Consider the following 19,800-nt stretch of genomic DNA (forward strand, 5'->3'; position numbering starts at 1 on the left):
TGATTATTCCGGGGATCTCTGAGCCACCTGTCCGGACTTTGAGAGCCACCATTCCGGAGAATGAGCGCCATATATTCCGGTAATTCAGAGCCGCCTTATTGGGCTCTATTACATATATTTCCTTTATACTGTAAATACACACCTTTGGTGTGAATACAGATAAAGGAGGTCGTAAGTTATGACCAAGTATCGTGAAATCCTACGCTTGAAAAGCTTAGGATTCAGTGAGAGGAACATCGCACAGAGTTGCGGTGTATCCAGAAACACAGTCGCTAAGGTTTTGAAAAAGGCAGCGGAAATCAATCTTTCATGGCCGCTGGATTTCGACATGACCGACAGCGCACTGGAGGAGCTGATGTTTCCTAAGGATAAGTCGGCAACGAATAAACGCATGCCAAACTTTGACTACATCCGCAAAGAACTTCTGCGGAACGGCGTAAACAAAAAGCTTCTCTGGGTAGAATACTGCGAGGAGTGCCGCATGAGCAGCGAAGAGCCTCTAATGTATTCTCAATTCTGCTACTACATCCAGAAGGATGAAGAAAAACGCAGGGCTACCATGCATATCCCCAGAAAACCAGGTGAACAGATTGAAGTTGACTGGGCCGGTGATCCTGCCCACATCATTGATCCGGACACCGGGGAAATCACGGATGCATGGATATTTGTAGGTGTATTAACTTACAGTCAGTATGCTTTTGTAAAAGCATATATGAATGAGAAAACCGACAGCTGGATCAAAGCTCATGTCCAGATGTTTGATTTCTTTGGCGGTGTCACACCTATGCTCGTTTCTGATAACTGTACAACCGCAGTGAATCATAAAAAGAGTGACTGGTACAACACTGCCTTAAACACAACTTATCATGAGATGGCAGAACATTATAATCTTGCCATCCTTCCGGCCAGAGTCCGGAAACCTAAGGATAAACCGAATGTAGAGGGATCAGTAGGAAAGATATCCACATGGATAACAGCAGCCCTTCGCAATGAGCAGTTTTTCTCTCTTGCAGAATTGAATGCTTCAATCCGTGAAAAACTGGATGCCTACAATGCCCGTAAATTCCAGAAAAAGGAATGTAGCAGACTCAGTTTATTTCTTGGGGAAGAAATGCCATTACTGGCGCCGTTGCCTGCTACACCTTTTGAACTGGCTGAGTGGAAACAAGCCACCGTCCAGTTTAACTATCACATCGCAGTAGACAGAATGTTCTACTCCGTGCCTTATCAGTATATCAAAAATAAGGTTGATGTGCGTATAACAGATACAACGGTTGAAATATTTTATAATCACAATCGTATTGCCTCTCACAGACGGCTCTATGGAAGAAGCGGTCAGTATTCTACAGTGACAGAACATATGCCACCGGAACACCAGAAATATCTGGAATGGAACGGTGAACGGTTCCGTAAGTGGGCTGATTCGATTGGAATTAACACAAGTAAGGTTGTCGATGCAATACTTACCTCCGGCAGGATTGAACAGCAATCCTACAGAAGCTGCATGGGATTATTGAAACTGGCAGAAAAACATTCGCCAGAAAAACTGGAACAGGTCTGCGCCACGGCGCTCTCTTATTCCGGTAAACCCAGCTATAAAAGTATCAAAAATCTATTGGCCGCAACAAAGGATGAACCTGATACCGGATCAGAATCATCTCAGGCAGTAAAACCACACGGCATAACCAGAGGAGCCAGATACTATGGAGGTAAACAAGCATGACAAATCAAAGTACAATCGATAAACTTATTGAAATGCGTCTGACTGCTATGGCAGATGCATTCCGCATCCAGATAGATGATCCTGCAATGAAGGAAGTTCCATTCGAAGATCGGTTCGGCATGCTTGTTGATGTCGAATACAGCAACCGTAAAAACAATCGTCTGAAAAGACTGATCCGTCAGGCTGAGTTTGAACAGCCAGATGCCAGCATCGCAGCGATCGATTACCATTCTGGACGAAAGCTGAACAAAGCACTGATCAACCGTCTGGCAACCTGTGAATACATTACAGAATACCGGAACATCTTTATTACTGGAGCAACTGGGAGTGGTAAAACTTATATGGCCTGTGCTTTTGGTATGGAAGCATGCAAGCGCTATTACTCAGTACGGTATGTACGACTTCCCGATCTATTATTGGACTTACAGACTGCCAGGGACAATGGGACTTTCGCAACTGTCCTGAAGAAATATATCAAGCCAATAGTATTGATCATTGATGAGTGGCTGCTTCTTAAACTGACAGAAGCTGAAGCCGGAAATCTTTTTGAACTGATACATAAAAGACGTAAAAAATCTTCAACTATCTTTTGTTCTCAGTTCCGTGAAAGTGAATGGTACCAGCAAATCTGTGATGGTGAAAGTACTCTTGCCGATGCTATCATGGATCGTATATCGTATGATTCCTATAAGATCGATATTGAAAGTGTTGACCCGTCTAAAGACCTCTCTATGAGAGAAATATATGGACTGGATCCAGCAATGGCAAAGTAAACTTAATAAACAAAATGAGGTGGCTCCGTTAGTCCGGACAGGTGGCTCTCGCCACACCGGACTGGCGGCTCTGCCGCACCGTAATATTCATAAGGGAAAACTCTCATTCTATTGCCGGATGCTTGGCGTCAGCCGCCAGGGTTTCTACAAATATCTTGCTATTAAAGATCGCCCTTGGAAATATCAGGATCTTGCTGATGCCATGAGAGTGATCCATGCTGAGGATGAATGCAATGATACCTATGGACGTATTCGCATGTACCAAGCACTGCTCCTTAAGAATCCGACGGGAATCAAGATCCCCAGTGAACGAACCGTTTACAGGGTTATGGATGAAATAGGACTTGTCCATCGGCCAAAGCGCAAGCCAAATGGCATTACCAAGGCTGATCGGGAAGCACGTAAGTCAGATGATCTTCTGAAGAGAGAGTTCAAGGCTGATAAGCCACTTGAAAAATGCGTAACTGATATCACAGAAATCAAGGCAAAAGATGGAAAACTGTATGTTTCAGCCATCTTCGACTGCTTTGATTCCAGCGTTCTGGGACTGGCAATGGAAACAAACATGAAGGCAACTCTGTGTGAGCATACACTGGATAATGCCTATCTGGCGCATCCTGATCTGCGAGGTGCCATTGTGCACTCCGACAGAGGAAGACAATATACCAGTGAAACCTACCGTCAGGCGCTTTCTAAATATGGCATTATACAAAGCATGAACAGTGATGGTGGCAGGTGCCACGATAATGCTCGATGTGAAAGCATGTGGGCCAGAATGAAAAGCGAGCTTCTCTATGACCGCTACAATACGGAAAGCCTGACCACGGATGAGCTGAGAGTTCTTATTTGGAGATATTTCATCAGTTACTGGAACAACAGGAGGATCTGCTCTGCCAACGGTGGGCTTCCTCCTATGATTAAGCGTCAGAGATACTACCAATCTCTGGGCCTGGCTGCATAGGAAATGATATCTTTGAGATAAATGTGTCAACCAATATTGACAATATCAGAAGCTACTCATCACGGCCGGTGTGTATGAGTCGGATGTGGCGGAGAAGGTGCAGTGCACTTTTGAAAAGTACCGGGAAACACAAGACTATAAAACCGCATTGCTATCAACCGCAGCAGCCCTTGACCTTTCCAAAGCATCCATTACCTCGTACCTGCCTTATAAAAAAGGCGTGTACTTTCCAGGTACAGAAAAAGAGAAGATTAGTGTTGGAGCAGAGCGACAGCGGAGATACAGAGCAATGAAGCGATGGAGGGCTGATCCGACAGAAGAAAACTTCTGGAGTGTAGTTGTGGCCTATGCTGGGGTAAAATTTAAAACCTATTCCGGCTTGCCGTTTTCTTATGAGGTACGCAAAGGTAAGAACGGCGAATACACAAAGGAGCTCTGGATCGACCGCAGAAAGAACGACAAAAGTCTGGCATGGAGCTCGGTGCTGCTGGCACTGGGAAATAGGAAAGAGAAAGTAGTGGATAGGCCAAAGGCTCTGGGGGATATCCGAGGCGTAACTTACATATTCGGAATGTTCTACCGGTTCGGCCTGATCGATGTGCCGGACGAAGTGCAGGAGAAGATGAAGCATCCGAAGCAAAAGACTGATAAGCAATGAAAAATTTAAGGTGACCGGAGCCCGCCGTGAGCACAGTGGCAGTACGTGGACTTGTTGACTTGCTATTTGACCTGCTAAATGGTAAAATCAATGCACAATGGGTGAGTTGTAGCCTTTTATAAGAGACAGCTCCAGAAAGGAGTTTGAACTGCATGGGAAGATTTGTTAATCCAGATAACAGTGCATTTCAAGTTGCTCTGAATTCCAGAATATACGTGGATAAGACCGGACTGATCAATTTTACCAATAGCGTTCTTGATACGATGGATGGCTATCAGGTCTATAATCCCAAAGCAGTTGTTAGCCTGATGACAAAAGGAAAGTTCAGAAGTTATTGGTCGGAAACTGGCTCGTATGAGGTTGTGGTTCCGTTGATTTGTATGAATTTTGACGGATTGAAAACGGCTATTATTGAGATGCTATCTGGTGCAGAGGTCGAGGTCAACACAGCAAGCTTTAAGAATGATCCAGCGAAAATTCAGAACAGGGATGACGTTATAACTTATCTGATTCATCTGGGCTATCTTGGATACAACGAAGAAAATGGAACAGCCTTTGTGCCAAATGAGAAAATTCGCCAGGAGTTGAGCACGGCGGTACGAAATAGCCATTGGAATGAGATGATTACATTCCAGCAGGAATCCAGAAAACTGCTTATGGCGACAAGGAATACGGAGGCAGAATCTCACGCAGTGTTAGTCAGATGGAGAAAGACGAGCAGAATGGCGCGAACCCGGAAGTGATCGGTGCATACATTGCGAAAATCGCAGAGAAGAAGTGCAAGCCGATTTGTGTGGCAGGAGCGCAGTACAAGTTCCTTAGCCTGCTCTGCAAGCTGCTGCCCTGCGGTATTCGAGGAAAAATCGTTGGAGCGATATACGCGAAATAGCACCACGGTTGGATATACTGTATGGGAACATGGAAATCAAAAAACAGACACAAGTATTTGTTACAGTGTCATATTATTTCGTATGCAAGTTTGGAAAGAACATACTTTTTGGACGGATATTTTGCCTGTAGTGTAGGAAACGTTTCAGAAGAAATGCTAAGAAAATGCGGGAAAAATATAAAAACTATTGCAATTTTTCTGAGTTCTGAATATACTATGCGTAACAGAGTTGCCCGAAGTCTTTTGGACATTGGGGACCAAGCTGAGTCGTGTGCTCAGCTTTTTTACGTTAAGGAGAGATTTTATGGATTTAAAAACATTGGTGCCTGACCCTGAAAAAAACAATATAAGCGAAGATCAGACAACAGCGGGGACTTTCGTGGGAAATATGGATTGAGAAACGTGTGTAAACTGGTTATAATAAAACTGAGAAGTAAAATTATAATATGATTAGCAGAAAACGAGGTGACGATATCTACATTGGGGTCAGACCTCAGAAAGAAATTAGAAAAAAACAGGACGCAGGAGGTGGAGGAATGCCAGTACCCAAAAAGACGGAATATACTTTGGAAGATATCTATGCACTGCCGGATGGACAGCGTGCAGAACTGATAAGTGGTCAGCTTTACAGGATGGCTCCGCCGAGTACACGACATCAGAGACTTGTTAATTTCCTGACAACTGAGATCAACCTTTATATAAGAAAGAAACAGGGAAGATGCGAAGTGCTGCCTGCGCCGTTTGCAGTATTTTTAGAGGACGCAGACGGGAACGAAAATCTTGTGGAACCTGATATATCGGTGATCGGCGACCCAGAGAAGATTGACGAAAAGGGATGTCATGGCGCGCCGGATTGGGTTATCGAGATCGTGTCACCGTCTAGCAAGTCAATAGACTACGGCAGGAAGCAGGCATTATATCTTTTAAGTGGCGTGAGAGAATATTGGATCGTTGACCCAATACGGGAATCCGCTGTGATTTATCGCGCGGCAGAAGATTGGATACCGATGTTTTACAGGTTCGGAGATAGTCTGAAAGCTGGCATTTATGAGGATTTGGAAATTGTGATAGAGTAATATCAGAAGGGCAAAAAATTAGATCGCGAAGGACAGAACCTGTGTTTCATGACGCATTGGTGTCTTTCGCAGAAAGAAGGGGTATATTTATGGAAATACATGAATTACAGCAATTGCTGTCAGAAATGTCATTACAGGAAAAAATAGGACAGATGGTGCAGCTCACTGGTGTATACTTCGATAAAGAGGCGGTACTCACAGGTGTTGTTGGGGAACAGTTACCACCGGAATGGATTGTTCAATATGCCGGTTCAGTGCTTGGAGTGATTGGAAAAGATAAAATTTATGATATCCAGAGCAGATATATGGAACAGCATCCCCATCATATTCCGCTTATCTTTATGGCAGATGTTATCCATGGATGTCGGACAATTTATCCGATTCCATTGGGGCAGGCGTGCTCCTTTCATCCGGAACTGGTATCTGAGGCGGCTTCTATAGCTGCCTCGGAGGCATCTTCAGAAGGGCTCAGGGCAACATTTTCTCCTATGATTGATGTTTCAAGAGATCCAAGATGGGGAAGGATAATGGAATCCTTTGGAGAAGATCCATATGTAAACGGAATCATGGGAAAAGCAATGGTAGATGGCTATCAGCAGAAATCTGATACCAAAATAGCGGCATGCCTAAAGCATTTTGCAGGTTATGGGGCAGTGAATGCGGGAAGGGATTATAATGATGTTGAAATATCCCAGCGGACATTTCTGGAACAGTATGTAAAACCTTTTCGTATGGCACTAAAAGCAAAGCCAGCTATGGTCATGACAGCTTTTAATGCGATTGACCGTAAACCGATAAGCGGAAATAAGGAACTTCTTAAAGGGCTTCTGCGGGATAAGGAAGGATTTGAGGGAACTGTAATTTCAGATTGGGGCTCCATAGGCCAGCTGGAAGAACAGGGAGTGGCAGCAGATATGGAAGAAGCTGCAATCCAGGCTTCAGAAGCCGGTGTAGACATTGATATGATGAGTCCGGCTTATATGATGTATCTTGAAAAGCTGGTAGAAAGTGGCAAAATCCCGGAAGCGCTTGTTGATGAAAGTGCATTCAGGGTCCTGATGATGAAAAATCAGCTGGGGCTTTTTGAAAATCCGTTTGCCGGTCTTGGAAAGAGTGGAAAACTGACTCAGCATAACCGGGAAAAGGCATATCAGATGGCTGGCGAAAGCTGTGTCCTTTTGAAAAATGAAAAAAAGATACTTCCATTAAACGTAAAAAAGAAAGTTATCTGGGCAGGGCCTTATACAGCGTCAAGAGAATTCTTAAGCCGCTGGTCAATTTTTGGAGAACATGAGTCAGTTGAAACAATAGAAGCTGTTTTACAAAAAAAGCAGATAGAAGCAGAATGTATTACAGGATGCAATATTCTTTCTGATGCAGAGTGTAAGGTGTGGCAGGTGGAACAGGAATTGTCTGACAAGCCAAGGGATGAGCAGTGGCTGGAAACGATAACCCAGGAAGATACGGTTGTATGTGTACTGGGTGAACATGAATCCCAGTCAGGAGAGGCTGCCAGCAGGGCGTTCCTGACTTTGCCGGAAGAGCAGCAGGTGTTATTTGAAAAAATAGCAGAACGTACAAGGAATATCGTGACTGTGGTAATTGCAGGAAGACCATTGGATCTGCGGAGGATATCAGAAAAATCCAAGGCTGTCATTATGGCATGGAGACCAGGAACTATGGGAGCTGAAGCAATCGTAGATATTGTGTATGGCAGAATAAATCCTTCCGGCAAATTATCTGTAAGTATTCCATGGTGTGTGGGACAGGTGCCCATAAGCTACTGGGATGTAAAAACCGGACATATATTTACAGAAGATAATTCAGAAAACCGTTTCACCAGCAGATATATGGATATCCCGAATACGCCGTTATATCCATTCGGTTATGGATTGTCTTATACAGAGTTTGATATTTCGGACATTGATGTGCAGATAGGACAGGATAAAAAAGTACATGTACATTGTAATGTGTGCAATACAGGGAATGTTGCGGGGGCAGAAGTAGTCCAGTGTTATTATGAAACATTATATGCATCTGTAGTACGTCCGAAGAAAGAGCTTATCCGTTTCCGGAAGGTTTTCCTGGAGCCGGGGGAGAAGAAGGATGTAGATTTCTTTATTGACCAGGAAGAATTCTCATATTATGGCAAAAACATGGAAACCGTCAGCAGCGGAATGAAACTGCGTATCAGTGTTGGAAACAGTAGTGACCACCTTGTTTCTGAGAACATTAGGATCTAACCAAGCTTTTTGCTCAAACCGGCCAGGCTTTCGGCGAAGTGTTACGATAAGCACTCATTAAAAATCTCCATTGGTTTTGTCAGCCAATGGAGATTTTTTCAGTTCTGTCTGTCTTTTATTTCTTTATACTCTTTTTCAATGCCTGAAATTAATGTTTTCATTGTATACTCCAGGATTTCGTTACCGAATGCCGCAGAAGAATCTCTGACAGGGTGGCGTCCTGCGATTCCAATCAGATTGCTTTCATCTTCTTTTACCTGTCCAAAGTCAACCAGATCCGGGCGCACAGCCATAACGATAGAAGTCTCATTCGCTCCGGCATGGTCATTCTGATATTTTAACTTCTCATCTTCCGCATATGTCCAGGCCGTAAAAATACGCAGACCATATTTTTCTTCTGCTTCTTTTGTTAGTTCCTGAAATGCATGGATTGACGGTCCATGTCCATGTCCGACGACAATACGCACTCCTGCTCTGGAAAGCTGGGCAAAAATACTGCGCAGATAGTCCTGAAACAGTTCTTTTTCCAGCCAGTAAGCACTGCCTTTCAGCTGCTGGACGTAATAGGTATGCAGTGCGCCCTCGGTATTGATATCCATTCCATAAAATGACTTTTCATGGTCATGAAATACACGGTCAGGACCCATAAAGAGTATTGGAAGTACCACACCGCCAACTTTTTCCGCTACCCGGACAAACAGTTCTTTTGACTGGATTCCATCGGCTCCAAGAGGCATATGCGGACCATGCCATTCTAATGTACCAAGAGGCAGATATGCAACCGGCATCTCTTGCATTCTCTGGACAAATTCTTCTGGAAGCAACTCTTCGTATAATACTTTTTTCATAGCTGGTCTCCTTTCAAATTGTACGATCGTCACACTTGTATATTAAGTATAACGACCATAGTTAATCTATTCAAGAGATAAAGCGTAAGTTGAAAAAATCCGGTTATTCTTGTAGTAACCAATCGGCTATATCGTGAATTTCGATTCCTTCATAGCTATATAGGGGATGTTTGGTTCTGGCAATAATCATTTTCGGATAAGCATCTCGAATCTGAAGCAGAGGAGAGCATTCTCTCTCAAATGTTTCCTGCCCGGAAATGTTGTCGCTGACCTGAATATAAAACTTCTCGCTGCCTCTCTGAGCAACAAAATCGATTTCCTTTTGATAGAGCTTGCCGACATAAACATCATATCCACGGCGAAGAAGCTCGATGCAAACGATGTTTTCATATACTCTGCCATAATCCATATTTCTGCTTCCCAGTATTGCATATCGAATACCGCTGTCACACAAATAGAACTTTTCAGAGCTTTCAAGGTATTTCTTACCTCGGATGTCGTATCTCTTAATATCATAAAATACAAAAGCATTGCACAAATACTTAATGTACTTGCCGACGGTTACATGATTGGTTGGAGTCTCATTTGCTGTCAGTAGCTGACTGATCTTATTAGGAGAAGTCAGATTGCTGATATTATCCATAAGGAACTCGCTCAGACGCTGCAAAACCAAAGTGTCTGGCAGAGCATATTTCTGTACTAAGTCCCTTGTAACAATGGTTTCGTAGACTTCCTTTATATAGTTTGTTCTGTCGTTTTCGGTTCTATAAGCATAGGAACCTGCTAAACCGCCCTTGATAGCGTACTCATCAAAGAGCTTATCTTTGTCACTAATATCATCATAATATTGGCAATATTCCTGGAAGCTGAAAGGAAACACATGAATTTCAATATAGCGTCCGGTAAACAGAGTTGCCAGATCCGCACTCAACAGGAAAGCATTAGAGCCTGTTACATAGATGTCGTATTTCCCCTTAGAGTACAGGCTGTTGATTGCCAGCTCAAACTTGGGACACATCTGAACCTCGTCTACAAACAGGTAGTTCGTTTTGCCTTCCTGATAATGTTCTTCCACATAGGCGTGTAAGGCATGGTATTCCTTGATTTCTTCATACGCTAAATCCATGAAGTCAATGAAAATAATATTGATGTTTTCAAAGTTGCTTTTCAGATACGCAATATACGCCTGCATCAGTTTGGACTTACCAGATCGACGAATACCTGTGATGATCTTGATGTCAGGAGTGCCATTCAGTTCAATGATTCTATCGAGATATTTTGCTCTCGTGATTGTTTTCATATAGTTGCCCACTTTCAAAAATTGAAATTTTTTTATTTTTCGAAACCACCTCGTTGTACTTAGTATACTGGCAGATAATAGGATATGCAAGATGTCGCTTTCAAAAACACAATTTTTTTTATTTTTTGAAAGTGGAAACTGCGAAAGAAGAAGCAATTGAAGCTACAGGCACTAATTCCTAAGCGGTCTATGCCTGATCATTTATAATACCTTGGAACCGTTCGCAGTCAGTTTAAAGGTCATTCCAAGGACATCTGCTGCCCCACGGCACATCATCATCCGTCCAAGGAAGATTTCAAAATATTCATACATGGTACAAATTTTGGTGTCAATCTGCAGATTCAGGGCAATTACATGCTTCTCAGTATCCACCTTCAGCTTCGCATCAATAACAGCATAGTTCACCCGGTCATGCTTGTCAAAGGTTGCTTCATTCTTCTCACGGACTCTGCTGCGGCGTACATCTGTCTTATCTGCAATAATTAATGCCGCTGAGACCGGATCAGTCGCCCCGCCTGTCGATTCATCGTGGTGTCCGATCGCTGAAACGACCGTAATCCGGTCCTCCATATCCATATCGGTTTTTTTTAAAATATCATTGGCAAGCAATGCCCCGTACTCTGCGTGATGTGTCCGGTTAATTGCATTTCCGATATCATGCATCCAACCGGCAATCTTTACAAGCTCAATGTCCTTCTCCGGATAATCCAACTTTTTCAGGATATAGGCGGCACGGTCCGCCACCATGGCTGCATGAGCCTTGGAATGATCCGTATACCCCATCGCTCCAAGATTATCATTTCCCTTGCGGATCAGGGCCAGTACTTCTTTATTTTTCCTTATTTTCTGTTCAATCATAATTTTCCTCTTTTCTGTCTACCCTTTATAGTAGACAGATCTGCGAGGAAGTAAAAGAATAGTTGCGTATAAACTTTGTAAGTGTTGTGTAAGGTGACATTTTTTCATAGGAATTGCTTCTAAGTCTATGTCGTTCCCCCCTTGGCCATAAATCGTGGATATACGGATGTTCACGGTAGAAAATTTTCACATCCGATGCGTTTCTGAAAACGGAAAATATCGAGACGAACAATAAAATGCACGCTCTGTGAGCATTCTATTGTCATGAATAAAAGTTTCCGAAATGGGAAAATAATTTGATATTCTACGTGTAATATGCCATACTGAGAAAAAAGGAAGGTGCTAGTGTGAAAAATAAGCGTGATCGCTTATTTTTCACACAGCTATTTGTGCCGCAGGCGTCACAAAGTAGCTATTGATCGCACGCGATTCCTTCGGCGCAAAGCGCCTGCGGAATGGAGATTAGAATGGATAAAAAAACGACGCTGGAAATGATTGCAGCAATTTCAAATGCAAACGGTACATCTGGTTTCGAAGATGAAGTGGTAGCGGCGATTCGTCCTTATGCAGAAGGACTTGGAGAAATTACAGAAGATTGTATGCGCAACCTGTATATCCGCCGCAAAGAAAATAATGACAAGCGTCCGGTTGTTCAGCTTGACGCACATAGTGACGAGGTTGGTTTTATGGTGCAGGCAATCTGCCCGAACGGAACACTTCGCATTATTCAGATCGGAGGTTGGGTTAACCACAATATTCCGGCACATAAAGTCTGGGTTCGCAACCGATTCGGAGAATATATTCCGGGGATTACTGCCAGCAAGCCTCCGCATTTCATGACAGAACAGGAGCGTAAAGCTCCTTTGGATATGAAAGATATCACGGTGGATGTTGGAGCTGTTTCGAAAGAAGAGGCAATTGAAAAGTTCGGTATTCGTATCGGGGAACCGGTAGTGCCGGATGTGACCTTTACATATTCAGAAACCACAGATCTGATGGTAGGCAAGAGTTTTGACTGCCGTTTGGGATGCGCAGCGATTCTTAAGACGATGCATAACCTGGCTGGTCAGGAGCTGAATGTTGATATTGTTGGTGCTTGTGCAGCACAGGAAGAAGTTGGTGTGCGTGGTGCCACCGTGACGGCACAGGTAATTAAACCGGATATCGCAATTGTTTTTGAGGGATGCCCGGCAGATGATACCTGCGTTGAACCGTATATGGTTCAGACTGCTATCAAGCGTGGACCGATGCTGCGTCACATAGATGCCCGTATGATTACCAATCCGCGTTATCAAAGATATGCGCTGGATTTGGCAGAAAAACTTGGTATTCCGGTTCAGGATGCAGTTCGCAGTGCTGGTGCAACCAATGGTGCAGCGATACATTTGACTGAAAAAGCGGTTCCGGTTATCGTTATCGGAGTTCCGGTTCGCTATGCACATACACATTACGGAATTTCAGCGTATGCCGATTTTGATAACGCTGTTAAGCTGGCATGTGAAATTCTCAAAAGACTTGACGAAGAGCAGATTAAGAGTTTCTAACCTGTGCTGGTGCCTGACCCTGGGGAAAAAGGATGCCATAGAGGAGATGAAACAGACGCTGGGGTATAAAACGGCAGAGGACAGGTTGGAAATAGCAGCGGTTAGTGGGATTTTCTCTAAATTGCCCATTCTTTACTTTCCCCTTCTCCGCTATTATTTTTCTTCAAAAGCCCTTTCGCAGTCTTATTCCTTGCAAGTACGGCAATCGGCGTGATTACCAGATACAGAACGGTCAAAATCACAAAAAAACCTATATCCGCATCCAAAAACACATAAAGGATATTAAAGCCAAAGTGCAGCAATACCGAATAGAGCAGGTTATTATGCCGTTCCAGAAAAATATTCATCAGTACGGTAATGGATGTAATCACAACTATGTTAGAAATGACATAGGGAATTGCCCTCCAGTCAGTAAACTCAGAGTCTACCACCCAAAGCAAAGTATGCCAGAAGCACCATACCAAGCCCTGACAGACAGAGGATTTCAAAAAGCCGTACTTTTTATTAAATTCCTCCCGCATAAAACCACGCCATCCCAATTCTTCCCCTGTCGGTCCCGAAGTCAGGGAGAGGAAAATACTAAGCGGCAATGCTGTCGTTCCCAAATTGATGTAGGATAACATCGGCTTTCCCGTCATAATGGAATAGAGGAACAGTGATAACACGCTGATGACAAAAGTGAGGGCAAAGGAGGACAGCAACGGAAACAGCTTTACTTTCCCGGAAAAGCACCGCTTCACAAAAGCCATCCTTGTTTCATTTGGTCTGAACTGTTTCCATCCAATCAAAAGCAGATAGGTTGGCGACCACGCGATAATGTTTCGGACAATCCACATGATGACAGGCGGTGCATGGAAAATAAGGCTTGCCGAACCTGCCACAAAAATAATAAGCATCCAAACGAGAATATAGGAGCTGATGATATATTTCTTCAGATAATTTGTTTTCATCTCATTAGCTCCTTTCCCTGTCCGTACTAATGACAAGCTCGCTCTTGATACCGTTCAGTTCAATAATGTTCTCCGCATCGGGCGTATCAAACCGTTCCGTCTGCCGTCCGTCTTTCTCATAAGATATGCTTGTTCCGATGCCCTTTGTAACGGCTGTAAACACGGTATCCTTTGGAATATAAATTTTTGAGGTTGCGGATACTTGGTTAATGTCCACCTCGCCATTTAAGGAGTGGCAGACCACTTCCATATCAAGATTACAATTGATTTCTACCGTGCCGGAAACATCCTCCAAAACAATATGCGGTGTCTTTATATCAAGCTCTACGCTCTCACATTCCAAAGAACGGATTTCAACGGTTTCAGCGTTGACGGCACACTCGATTTTCCCGATATAGGGAGTGGGAATTTGAACAAATATGCTGACATCTTCCTTTGCTGTTGCCTCAGATACGCCGTTTCTACGGTTTACATCAACATCAATTCTTTTTCTGATGTCATCAATTTTGACTTTGAAATCACTTTGGAGCGTGGAAAGAGTATTCGATGCCAGACGGACACGGATTTTCTCGCTTCCACAACCTGTCAATACAAATTGCTTTGCTCCTCCAAACTTCATATCGAAGCGTTTAGGCTCGTCAATATCATACTCGGTGATGCTTTCAAACAGATAATCAGTAGGCTTTTTTGCTCCATTTTCATTGGAAAGCAATTCATCAATAGAAATATCAAACAGCGCCGAGATTGCAATAACATTCTCAATATCGGGGATGCCTGCGTCTGTTTCCCATTTCGTAACAGCTTGCCTTGAAACACCGAGCTTTTCTGCTAACTGCTCCTGCGACATTCCTGCCTGCTTGCGTAGGAATTTTAGTTTTTCTGCAAGTGTCATACCTGTGACCTCCTTGTTTATTCATAAAATTTTTGACGGATTCACTTGATATGAAGCAGCTCCGCCATTCTCGTTGGCAGATTTAAGTATAGGAAAACGGGCGTGGCATTACAAGCAAGCAGGGATTACATTTCGGTTTTTTATGCTACTTTGCGTAGCATTTTGTCTTTGCATTGGCTTTTTGCTTCCTGGCTGTGACCACAGCATTTGTAGCAAGGGAGTGCCGTTGCGTGCTCTTTCATCAGAACAGCTCCGCGATTTCCGCGATTTTCTCGCAGTTTTCCGGCAGCGAACCGCTTATTTTCGGTGACTGGCGCGTTGCCACGTAACGGCTTGCAATTCCGGCAGAGGCTGCACCGTGGCAGTCAGCAATGTCGTCATTTCCTGTCATCAGGCATTCTGACGGGTTGAGGTGATACTGCTTCAGCAGCATCTCATAAAATGCCGAATCCGGTTTTTTCACACCGGCATCTGACGAGAGCAGGATTCCGTCAAAGTATTTCGTCAGGCCGAGCAGGGAAATTTCCGGTGCGGTGAAAAGCGCCTGTGCATTGGACAGCAGAAAAACCTTCTTTCCTGCGTCTTTTAAACGCTGCAGCATTTCCGGCACGCCCGGGAACAGGCTCAGTTCTTCTATTGAAATCGCACGGAACATTTTCGCCAGATCCGCAATTTCTTCTTCCGTTACCGAAACAGCTTTATCCTCAAACAGCTGCCGGAACACATTGGCAATGTCGATTTCCGGCACATGGCTGCCATGGCATTCCGTTCTAAGTGCAGCTTCCTGTTCTTTGATTTTTGTCTCATACGCTGTCCGGAGTTCTTTCGGCTCATAGGCAGCGCCTTTCATCCCGAAGAACAGGCTCATTTTTTTCCAGAGATACGCTTTCTTTTCATTCGTATGTATATCTACCAGGGTTCCATATAAATCAAAAATATAATTCTGATACATCCTTCATGATCCTTTCTGTACGGAAAGTTTTTTACACGATACGTATTCTAGCAGACTTTTCACCACAATTCCATATCTTTTTCCAGGCTTCCTATCTTTTTTCACCACCAATGCTGTCCATCAAACCAGATCGTTAAAAGCTATTTTATCGTGCTCCCTGGGGAAAAAGTGGATTGAGAAACGTGTGTAAACTGGTTATAATGAAGCTGAGAAGCAGGAACTTGTTGACCTGACCCCGGAAAAACATACCGTCTATTCCGGGTAAGAATGAGGTGGAATTATTTATCAGAAATAACAGGTGATAGATAATATACTATGACAGAAAGAGGTGTTTTCATGATTAAAAACAGAAGGATCGGACATATTGGTATTGCTACCAATGATGTTGAAAGAGATGTGCAGTGGTATGTAGATGTGCTTGGCTTTGAAGTGACCGGCAAATTTCAAAATGGAAACGATACTGTTTATTTTTTGAAAAATGATGATGTTGTTTTTGAAATATTCCCATCAGATTCTCGACTCCCGGATGAGGTTTCCGGAAGAATTGATCACTATAGTTTTGCTTCTGATGACATTGAGTCTGACTATGCATATTGCGTAGAGAACGGATATAAGATCGTTACCGATGGTATTGAAGGAATCGCAGGATTTTGGGACAACGGTATCCGGTATTTCAAGATAGCAAGTCCAACGGGGGAACAGTTTGAGTTCTGCCAGATCTTGTGATGGAAAAGAAACATACGGAGGCTGCCTGCAAATATTATGAAATTGCAACAACATCAGGATACGAAACCGCAAGCGTTTAATCTTGAACTGGCAGCAGTCCATGCTTCAATGGCACGGGGATCAACCTGCCATTCGGATTCTCAGCAATTCGATTCGTGTTTTCGACACGAAAGCGCCAGAGAAAGAAAAGGAGAGCTCCTATCATACATTTTTGGTTGGTCTGTTAACAGGAAATACAGACTGGGTGGTCAGGTCAAATGTGGAAGCAGGAGAGGGGTTTGCTGATATTATTATTGAACCGGAAGACCCGGATGCAGGTATTATCCTTGAACTCAAATATTCAAAAGAAGCGAATGGATTGGAGAAAGCCTGTGAAAAGGCAATAGAACAAATCAAAGACCGGAGATATTCTGAATATCTGATAAACGATGGTCGCCACAATATAACGCTTTATGGTATCGCTTTTTATAAAAAGAGAAGCAAGGCTGTAGTTGAAAAAATTAGCAGCTGAGATGAGAATAAAACATTAACCAGGATGACCGTCGACAAAAATGCCGCAAAAAAGCAGGCACCATCGGATGTTCCCGGCATAAATATAAGAAAGAAGCCTCTGCAGAAAAGGAATGATCTGCCATGGAATCAGAAAAGCTGGAGGATCTGCTGCTGTTGAGCCTGTCGGCAAGTAAAGGACAGAGGGAACGCTCGGAGGTTCTGGATGTGGGAGTGACCCGGGACAAAAACCTGCGGGAGGTCATCGTCAAATACAGTGGAGACATCGACGGACTGCAGATACCCGGAATGGAGATACAAAAGCTTCTGGCTGGCTATGCAATTGTAAAGCTTCCGGAGGATCAGATCGGAGCGCTCGTGGCTGCCCGGGAGATCGAATATGTGGAGATGCCGAAAAATCTGCAGACCGGTTTGTATGAGGCGAAGCGTGTCAGCTGTATTTTGCCGCTTCTTTCGCAGGGGGATGAGGGCGCACTCCTGGATGGAAAAGGTGTGTTGATCGCTGTTTTGGATTCCGGGATTGATTATCGGATGCCGGATTTTCGAAAGGAAGATGGCAGCAGCCGGATTCTGGCTTTGTGGGATCAGGAACTGGAACGGGAGTTTTCACAGGAACAGATTGACGAGGCGCTGCAGGCAGAAAGCCGGGACGGGGCGCTGGAGCTTGTGCCGAGCATCGACCGCTCCGGACATGGAACAGCGGTGGCGGCGATTGCTGCCGGGAGCAATCCAAATCTCCGGCTGAGGGGCGTTGCGCCGGGCGCGGGGCTGTTGGTCGTGAAGCTTTCCCAAAAACAGAATGGCTATCCACATACGACGCAGCTGATGAGCGCAGTGTCCTGGTCGCTTTCCAAAGCTGCCCAAATCGGGCAGCCGCTCGTCATCAACATCAGCTACGGAAACTGTTACGGACCGCATGACGGTTCCTCCCTGCTGTGTCGTTTTCTGGACAATGCGGCGGAAAGCGGACGGACGGCAATCTGTGTAGGCTGCGGAAACGAGGGTGCGGCAGGCGGTCATGCGTCCGGACAACTGGAAAAAAATGTAGCGGACGTTAGTTCCCGTGCTGACGGATTGTCCGGCAATCTGCAGAGGGAAAGGGAAACGCTTGAGCTGATCATCGGGGAATATGAGCGGACGCTGAATATACAGCTGTGGAAAAACTATGCCGATGTGTTCACTGTGATTTTGCAGACACCATCCGGACAGGAAATTATCGTACAGCCAGATAAAAACGGACGGCAGGATGTGCTGACAAACGGGACGGAGGTATTGGTTTATGCCGGGCAGCCGTCGCCGTACTCTGTCTGGCAGGAGATTTTTTTTGACCTGCTCCCACGGGATCGCTATATTGAGTCCGGAATCTGGACCTTTCACCTGATTCCGGAAAAAATCGTGCTCGGCAGCTATCAGCTGTATTTACCGACCCAGCAGAGCCGTTCTGCAGATACGCGGTTTGTGCGGCCCGATCCGCTTTTGACGATGACGATTCCTTCGACGGCGCAGAAGGTGATTTCGGTCGGAGCAATCCACTCATATTATGAAGCGTATGCGGATTTTTCGGGAAGAGGCGAGAAAATAAACAGGGAAAACCGCCTGATGTTTGCAGACTCCAAGCCGGATCTGGCAGCGCCGGGGGTCGATCTTTTGGTTCCGGCATCGGAGGGGAGCACGCAGCGCGTAAGCGGGACCTCCTTTGCGACACCGCTCGTTTCCGGCGCAGCGGCACTTTTGATGGAATGGGGAATTGAAAAGGGAAATGATCCGTATCTGTACGGGGAGAAACTAAAGGCATATCTGCGAAAAGGCGCGAAGAAGCTGCGGGGCGAGACGGACTATCCGAATGAGCGGGTGGGGTATGGTGCGCTGTGTGGTTCAGAGAGTTTGCCATGAAAACTAAACAATATTTAAACGAAAGCAAACTTGCACTTGTGATTGTCTAAACATTTGTTATAATAAAAATAGATAAACGCGATGTAAGGGGAAAACGAATGATTGCTGATGAGATGAAAGTCGATAAACTTCAAACAGGAAAAAAGATACAAAGTTTAATGGAAAAAAATGGAGATTCAGTTCAGGGTCTATCACAACGGATAGGACTATCTAAGAGTGCAATTAGAAATTATATAAACGGAAACAATCCACCAAGTTTACAGAATTTAGGTGTTATAGCAAATATTTATAATGTAAGTATTGCAGATATTGTTGTTTATAGAAGGGAAAAGTAAGAAAATGGGATCACAGCAAAAGATAATAAAAGAAAAGATTATTGAGTGTTTAAAAACTGAATCATGTAAGGAAAAGACCACTGAAGAAATTAAAAATTATTTAGAGGAGAAAGAGGTACATATAGATAAAGGAACAAGTGCAATTAGAAATGCTTTATTTAATTTGAAACAAGAGAATCCTTCTATCGTTAATGTGAAAAGAGGGGTTTATGTGTGGAGAGAAGAAAACGAAAAAAAAATATCCGATTTACATAAAAAGTACGATCTTTCCGATTTTATTACTATTACAAGTTCTAAAAAACGGGAAGATAAACTTATGGTAAGTGTTTTTCAAGATGGTACATTTGCGTTGAATACAAGCTTGCAAAAAAATCTATCAAAAAGAAATGTGGAAATAAAGTTGAAAAAAGATTGTTCTCAGTTGGTGATTATTAAAAATGGAGATGAAAGCATAGACTTAGGGAAAAATGGGAGGATAAAAAATTATGATATTTTAAAAAAATTGGAAGAACATAATAAGAAATTTCCTGTGTATTATGTAGGTGCTTGGGATGAACAAGAAGAGATGTGGATTGGGAATTTTTTGATTAATAATCCTAGTAAGAAAAAAAATAATAAGAATAAAAAATAATATCAAAGAAATACAAAATTATTGCAGGGGGGAGGGTT

Annotated in this window: 20 protein-coding genes; 14 read left to right on the forward strand and 6 right to left on the reverse strand. The window is 43.8% G+C overall.

The genetic code is table 11. The features are described 5' to 3' along the window. The first annotated feature begins 178 nt into the window (after positions 1-178). From istA to OCV62_RS04940, 8 genes are all read left to right on the forward strand, one after another. Positions 179-1,723: an IS21 family transposase gene (gene istA / locus OCV62_RS04905; protein WP_262585427.1), complete on the forward strand. Its 1,545-nt coding sequence runs from the start codon at positions 179-181 to the stop codon at positions 1,721-1,723. Continuing rightward, a complete protein-coding gene (gene istB, locus OCV62_RS04910) occupies positions 1,720-2,496 on the forward strand; it encodes an IS21-like element helper ATPase IstB (RefSeq protein ID WP_262585428.1) in 777 nt (258 codons plus the stop codon). Before istA ends, istB begins: the two co-directional genes overlap by 4 nt. Continuing rightward, entirely contained in the window at positions 2,468-3,457 is a 990-nt protein-coding gene (locus OCV62_RS04915) for an IS3 family transposase (RefSeq protein WP_330667246.1), read from the forward strand. Before istB ends, OCV62_RS04915 begins: the two co-directional genes overlap by 29 nt. Positions 3,458-3,746: 289 nt before the next feature. Beyond that, on the forward strand, positions 3,747-4,115 hold the full coding sequence (locus OCV62_RS04920; protein WP_262585429.1) for a hypothetical protein: 369 nt from the start codon (positions 3,747-3,749) through the stop codon (positions 4,113-4,115). Positions 4,116-4,267: 152 nt separating this feature from the next. Beyond that, entirely contained in the window at positions 4,268-4,858 is a 591-nt protein-coding gene (locus tag OCV62_RS04925) for a hypothetical protein (RefSeq protein WP_330667247.1), read from the forward strand. Further along, positions 4,819-5,004 (forward strand): hypothetical protein, encoded by a 186-nt coding sequence (locus OCV62_RS04930; protein ID WP_262585430.1) that lies wholly within the window; start codon positions 4,819-4,821, stop codon positions 5,002-5,004. The genes OCV62_RS04925 and OCV62_RS04930 overlap by 40 nt, the downstream gene beginning before the upstream one ends. Positions 5,005-5,540: 536 nt before the next feature. Then, positions 5,541-6,080, forward strand: coding sequence for a Uma2 family endonuclease (locus tag OCV62_RS04935; RefSeq protein WP_262585431.1), 540 nt, complete (start codon positions 5,541-5,543; stop codon positions 6,078-6,080). A gap of 125 nt (positions 6,081-6,205) precedes the next feature. Then, complete coding sequence (locus OCV62_RS04940; protein ID WP_262585432.1) at positions 6,206-8,323, forward strand: glycoside hydrolase family 3 N-terminal domain-containing protein; 2,118 nt, start codon at positions 6,206-6,208, stop codon at positions 8,321-8,323. 98 nt (positions 8,324-8,421) lie between these two features. Here OCV62_RS04940 and OCV62_RS04945 read toward each other — a convergent pair whose 3' ends face one another. From OCV62_RS04945 to OCV62_RS04955, 3 genes are all read right to left on the reverse strand, one after another. Then, positions 8,422-9,171 carry a creatininase family protein gene (locus OCV62_RS04945; RefSeq protein ID WP_262585433.1) on the reverse strand — a complete coding sequence of 250 codons (750 nt, stop codon included), beginning with the start codon at positions 9,169-9,171 and terminating at the stop codon, positions 8,422-8,424. 103 nt (positions 9,172-9,274) lie between these two features. Continuing rightward, positions 9,275-10,471 (reverse strand): ATP-binding protein, encoded by a 1,197-nt coding sequence (locus tag OCV62_RS04950; protein WP_262585434.1) that lies wholly within the window; start codon positions 10,469-10,471, stop codon positions 9,275-9,277. A gap of 201 nt (positions 10,472-10,672) precedes the next feature. Continuing rightward, complete coding sequence (locus OCV62_RS04955; protein WP_262585435.1) at positions 10,673-11,329, reverse strand: HD domain-containing protein; 657 nt, start codon at positions 11,327-11,329, stop codon at positions 10,673-10,675. A 455-nt stretch (positions 11,330-11,784) separates the two neighbouring features. Here OCV62_RS04955 and OCV62_RS04960 point away from each other — a divergent pair, with 455 nt between their 5' ends. Further along, positions 11,785-12,873, forward strand: coding sequence for a M42 family metallopeptidase (locus OCV62_RS04960; protein WP_330667248.1), 1,089 nt, complete (start codon positions 11,785-11,787; stop codon positions 12,871-12,873). Between the two features lie 116 nt (positions 12,874-12,989). Here OCV62_RS04960 and OCV62_RS04965 read toward each other — a convergent pair whose 3' ends face one another. The 3 genes from OCV62_RS04965 to OCV62_RS04975 all read right to left on the reverse strand — a co-directional run bounded on the left by OCV62_RS04965 (position 12,990) and on the right by OCV62_RS04975 (position 15,667). Continuing rightward, positions 12,990-13,823 (reverse strand): CPBP family intramembrane glutamic endopeptidase, encoded by an 834-nt coding sequence (locus tag OCV62_RS04965; protein WP_262585436.1) that lies wholly within the window; start codon positions 13,821-13,823, stop codon positions 12,990-12,992. A gap of 4 nt (positions 13,824-13,827) precedes the next feature. Further along, entirely contained in the window at positions 13,828-14,715 is an 888-nt protein-coding gene (locus OCV62_RS04970; protein ID WP_262585437.1) for a helix-turn-helix transcriptional regulator, read from the reverse strand. A gap of 241 nt (positions 14,716-14,956) precedes the next feature. Then, entirely contained in the window at positions 14,957-15,667 is a 711-nt protein-coding gene (locus OCV62_RS04975; protein ID WP_262585438.1) for an HAD family hydrolase, read from the reverse strand. A 336-nt stretch (positions 15,668-16,003) separates the two neighbouring features. On the opposite strand from OCV62_RS04975, the gene OCV62_RS04980 reads away from it, so the two are divergent. From OCV62_RS04980 to OCV62_RS05000, 5 genes are all read left to right on the forward strand, one after another. Next, complete coding sequence (locus OCV62_RS04980; RefSeq protein WP_262585439.1) at positions 16,004-16,393, forward strand: VOC family protein; 390 nt, start codon at positions 16,004-16,006, stop codon at positions 16,391-16,393. An 82-nt stretch (positions 16,394-16,475) separates the two neighbouring features. Next, entirely contained in the window at positions 16,476-16,904 is a 429-nt protein-coding gene (locus OCV62_RS04985; protein ID WP_262585440.1) for a PD-(D/E)XK nuclease domain-containing protein, read from the forward strand. A 122-nt stretch (positions 16,905-17,026) separates the two neighbouring features. Next, on the forward strand, positions 17,027-18,796 hold the full coding sequence (locus tag OCV62_RS04990) for a S8 family peptidase (protein ID WP_262585441.1): 1,770 nt from the start codon (positions 17,027-17,029) through the stop codon (positions 18,794-18,796). A gap of 98 nt (positions 18,797-18,894) precedes the next feature. Then, a complete protein-coding gene (locus OCV62_RS04995; RefSeq protein ID WP_262585442.1) occupies positions 18,895-19,131 on the forward strand; it encodes a helix-turn-helix domain-containing protein in 237 nt (78 codons plus the stop codon). 4 nt (positions 19,132-19,135) lie between these two features. Then, positions 19,136-19,762: a hypothetical protein gene (locus OCV62_RS05000; RefSeq protein ID WP_262585443.1), complete on the forward strand. Its 627-nt coding sequence runs from the start codon at positions 19,136-19,138 to the stop codon at positions 19,760-19,762. Positions 19,763-19,800 lie beyond the last annotated feature (38 nt).

The sequence above is a fragment of the Gallintestinimicrobium propionicum genome (assembly GCF_025567525.1).
In the GTDB taxonomy this organism is placed as follows: domain Bacteria; phylum Bacillota; class Clostridia; order Lachnospirales; family Lachnospiraceae; genus Gallintestinimicrobium; species Gallintestinimicrobium propionicum.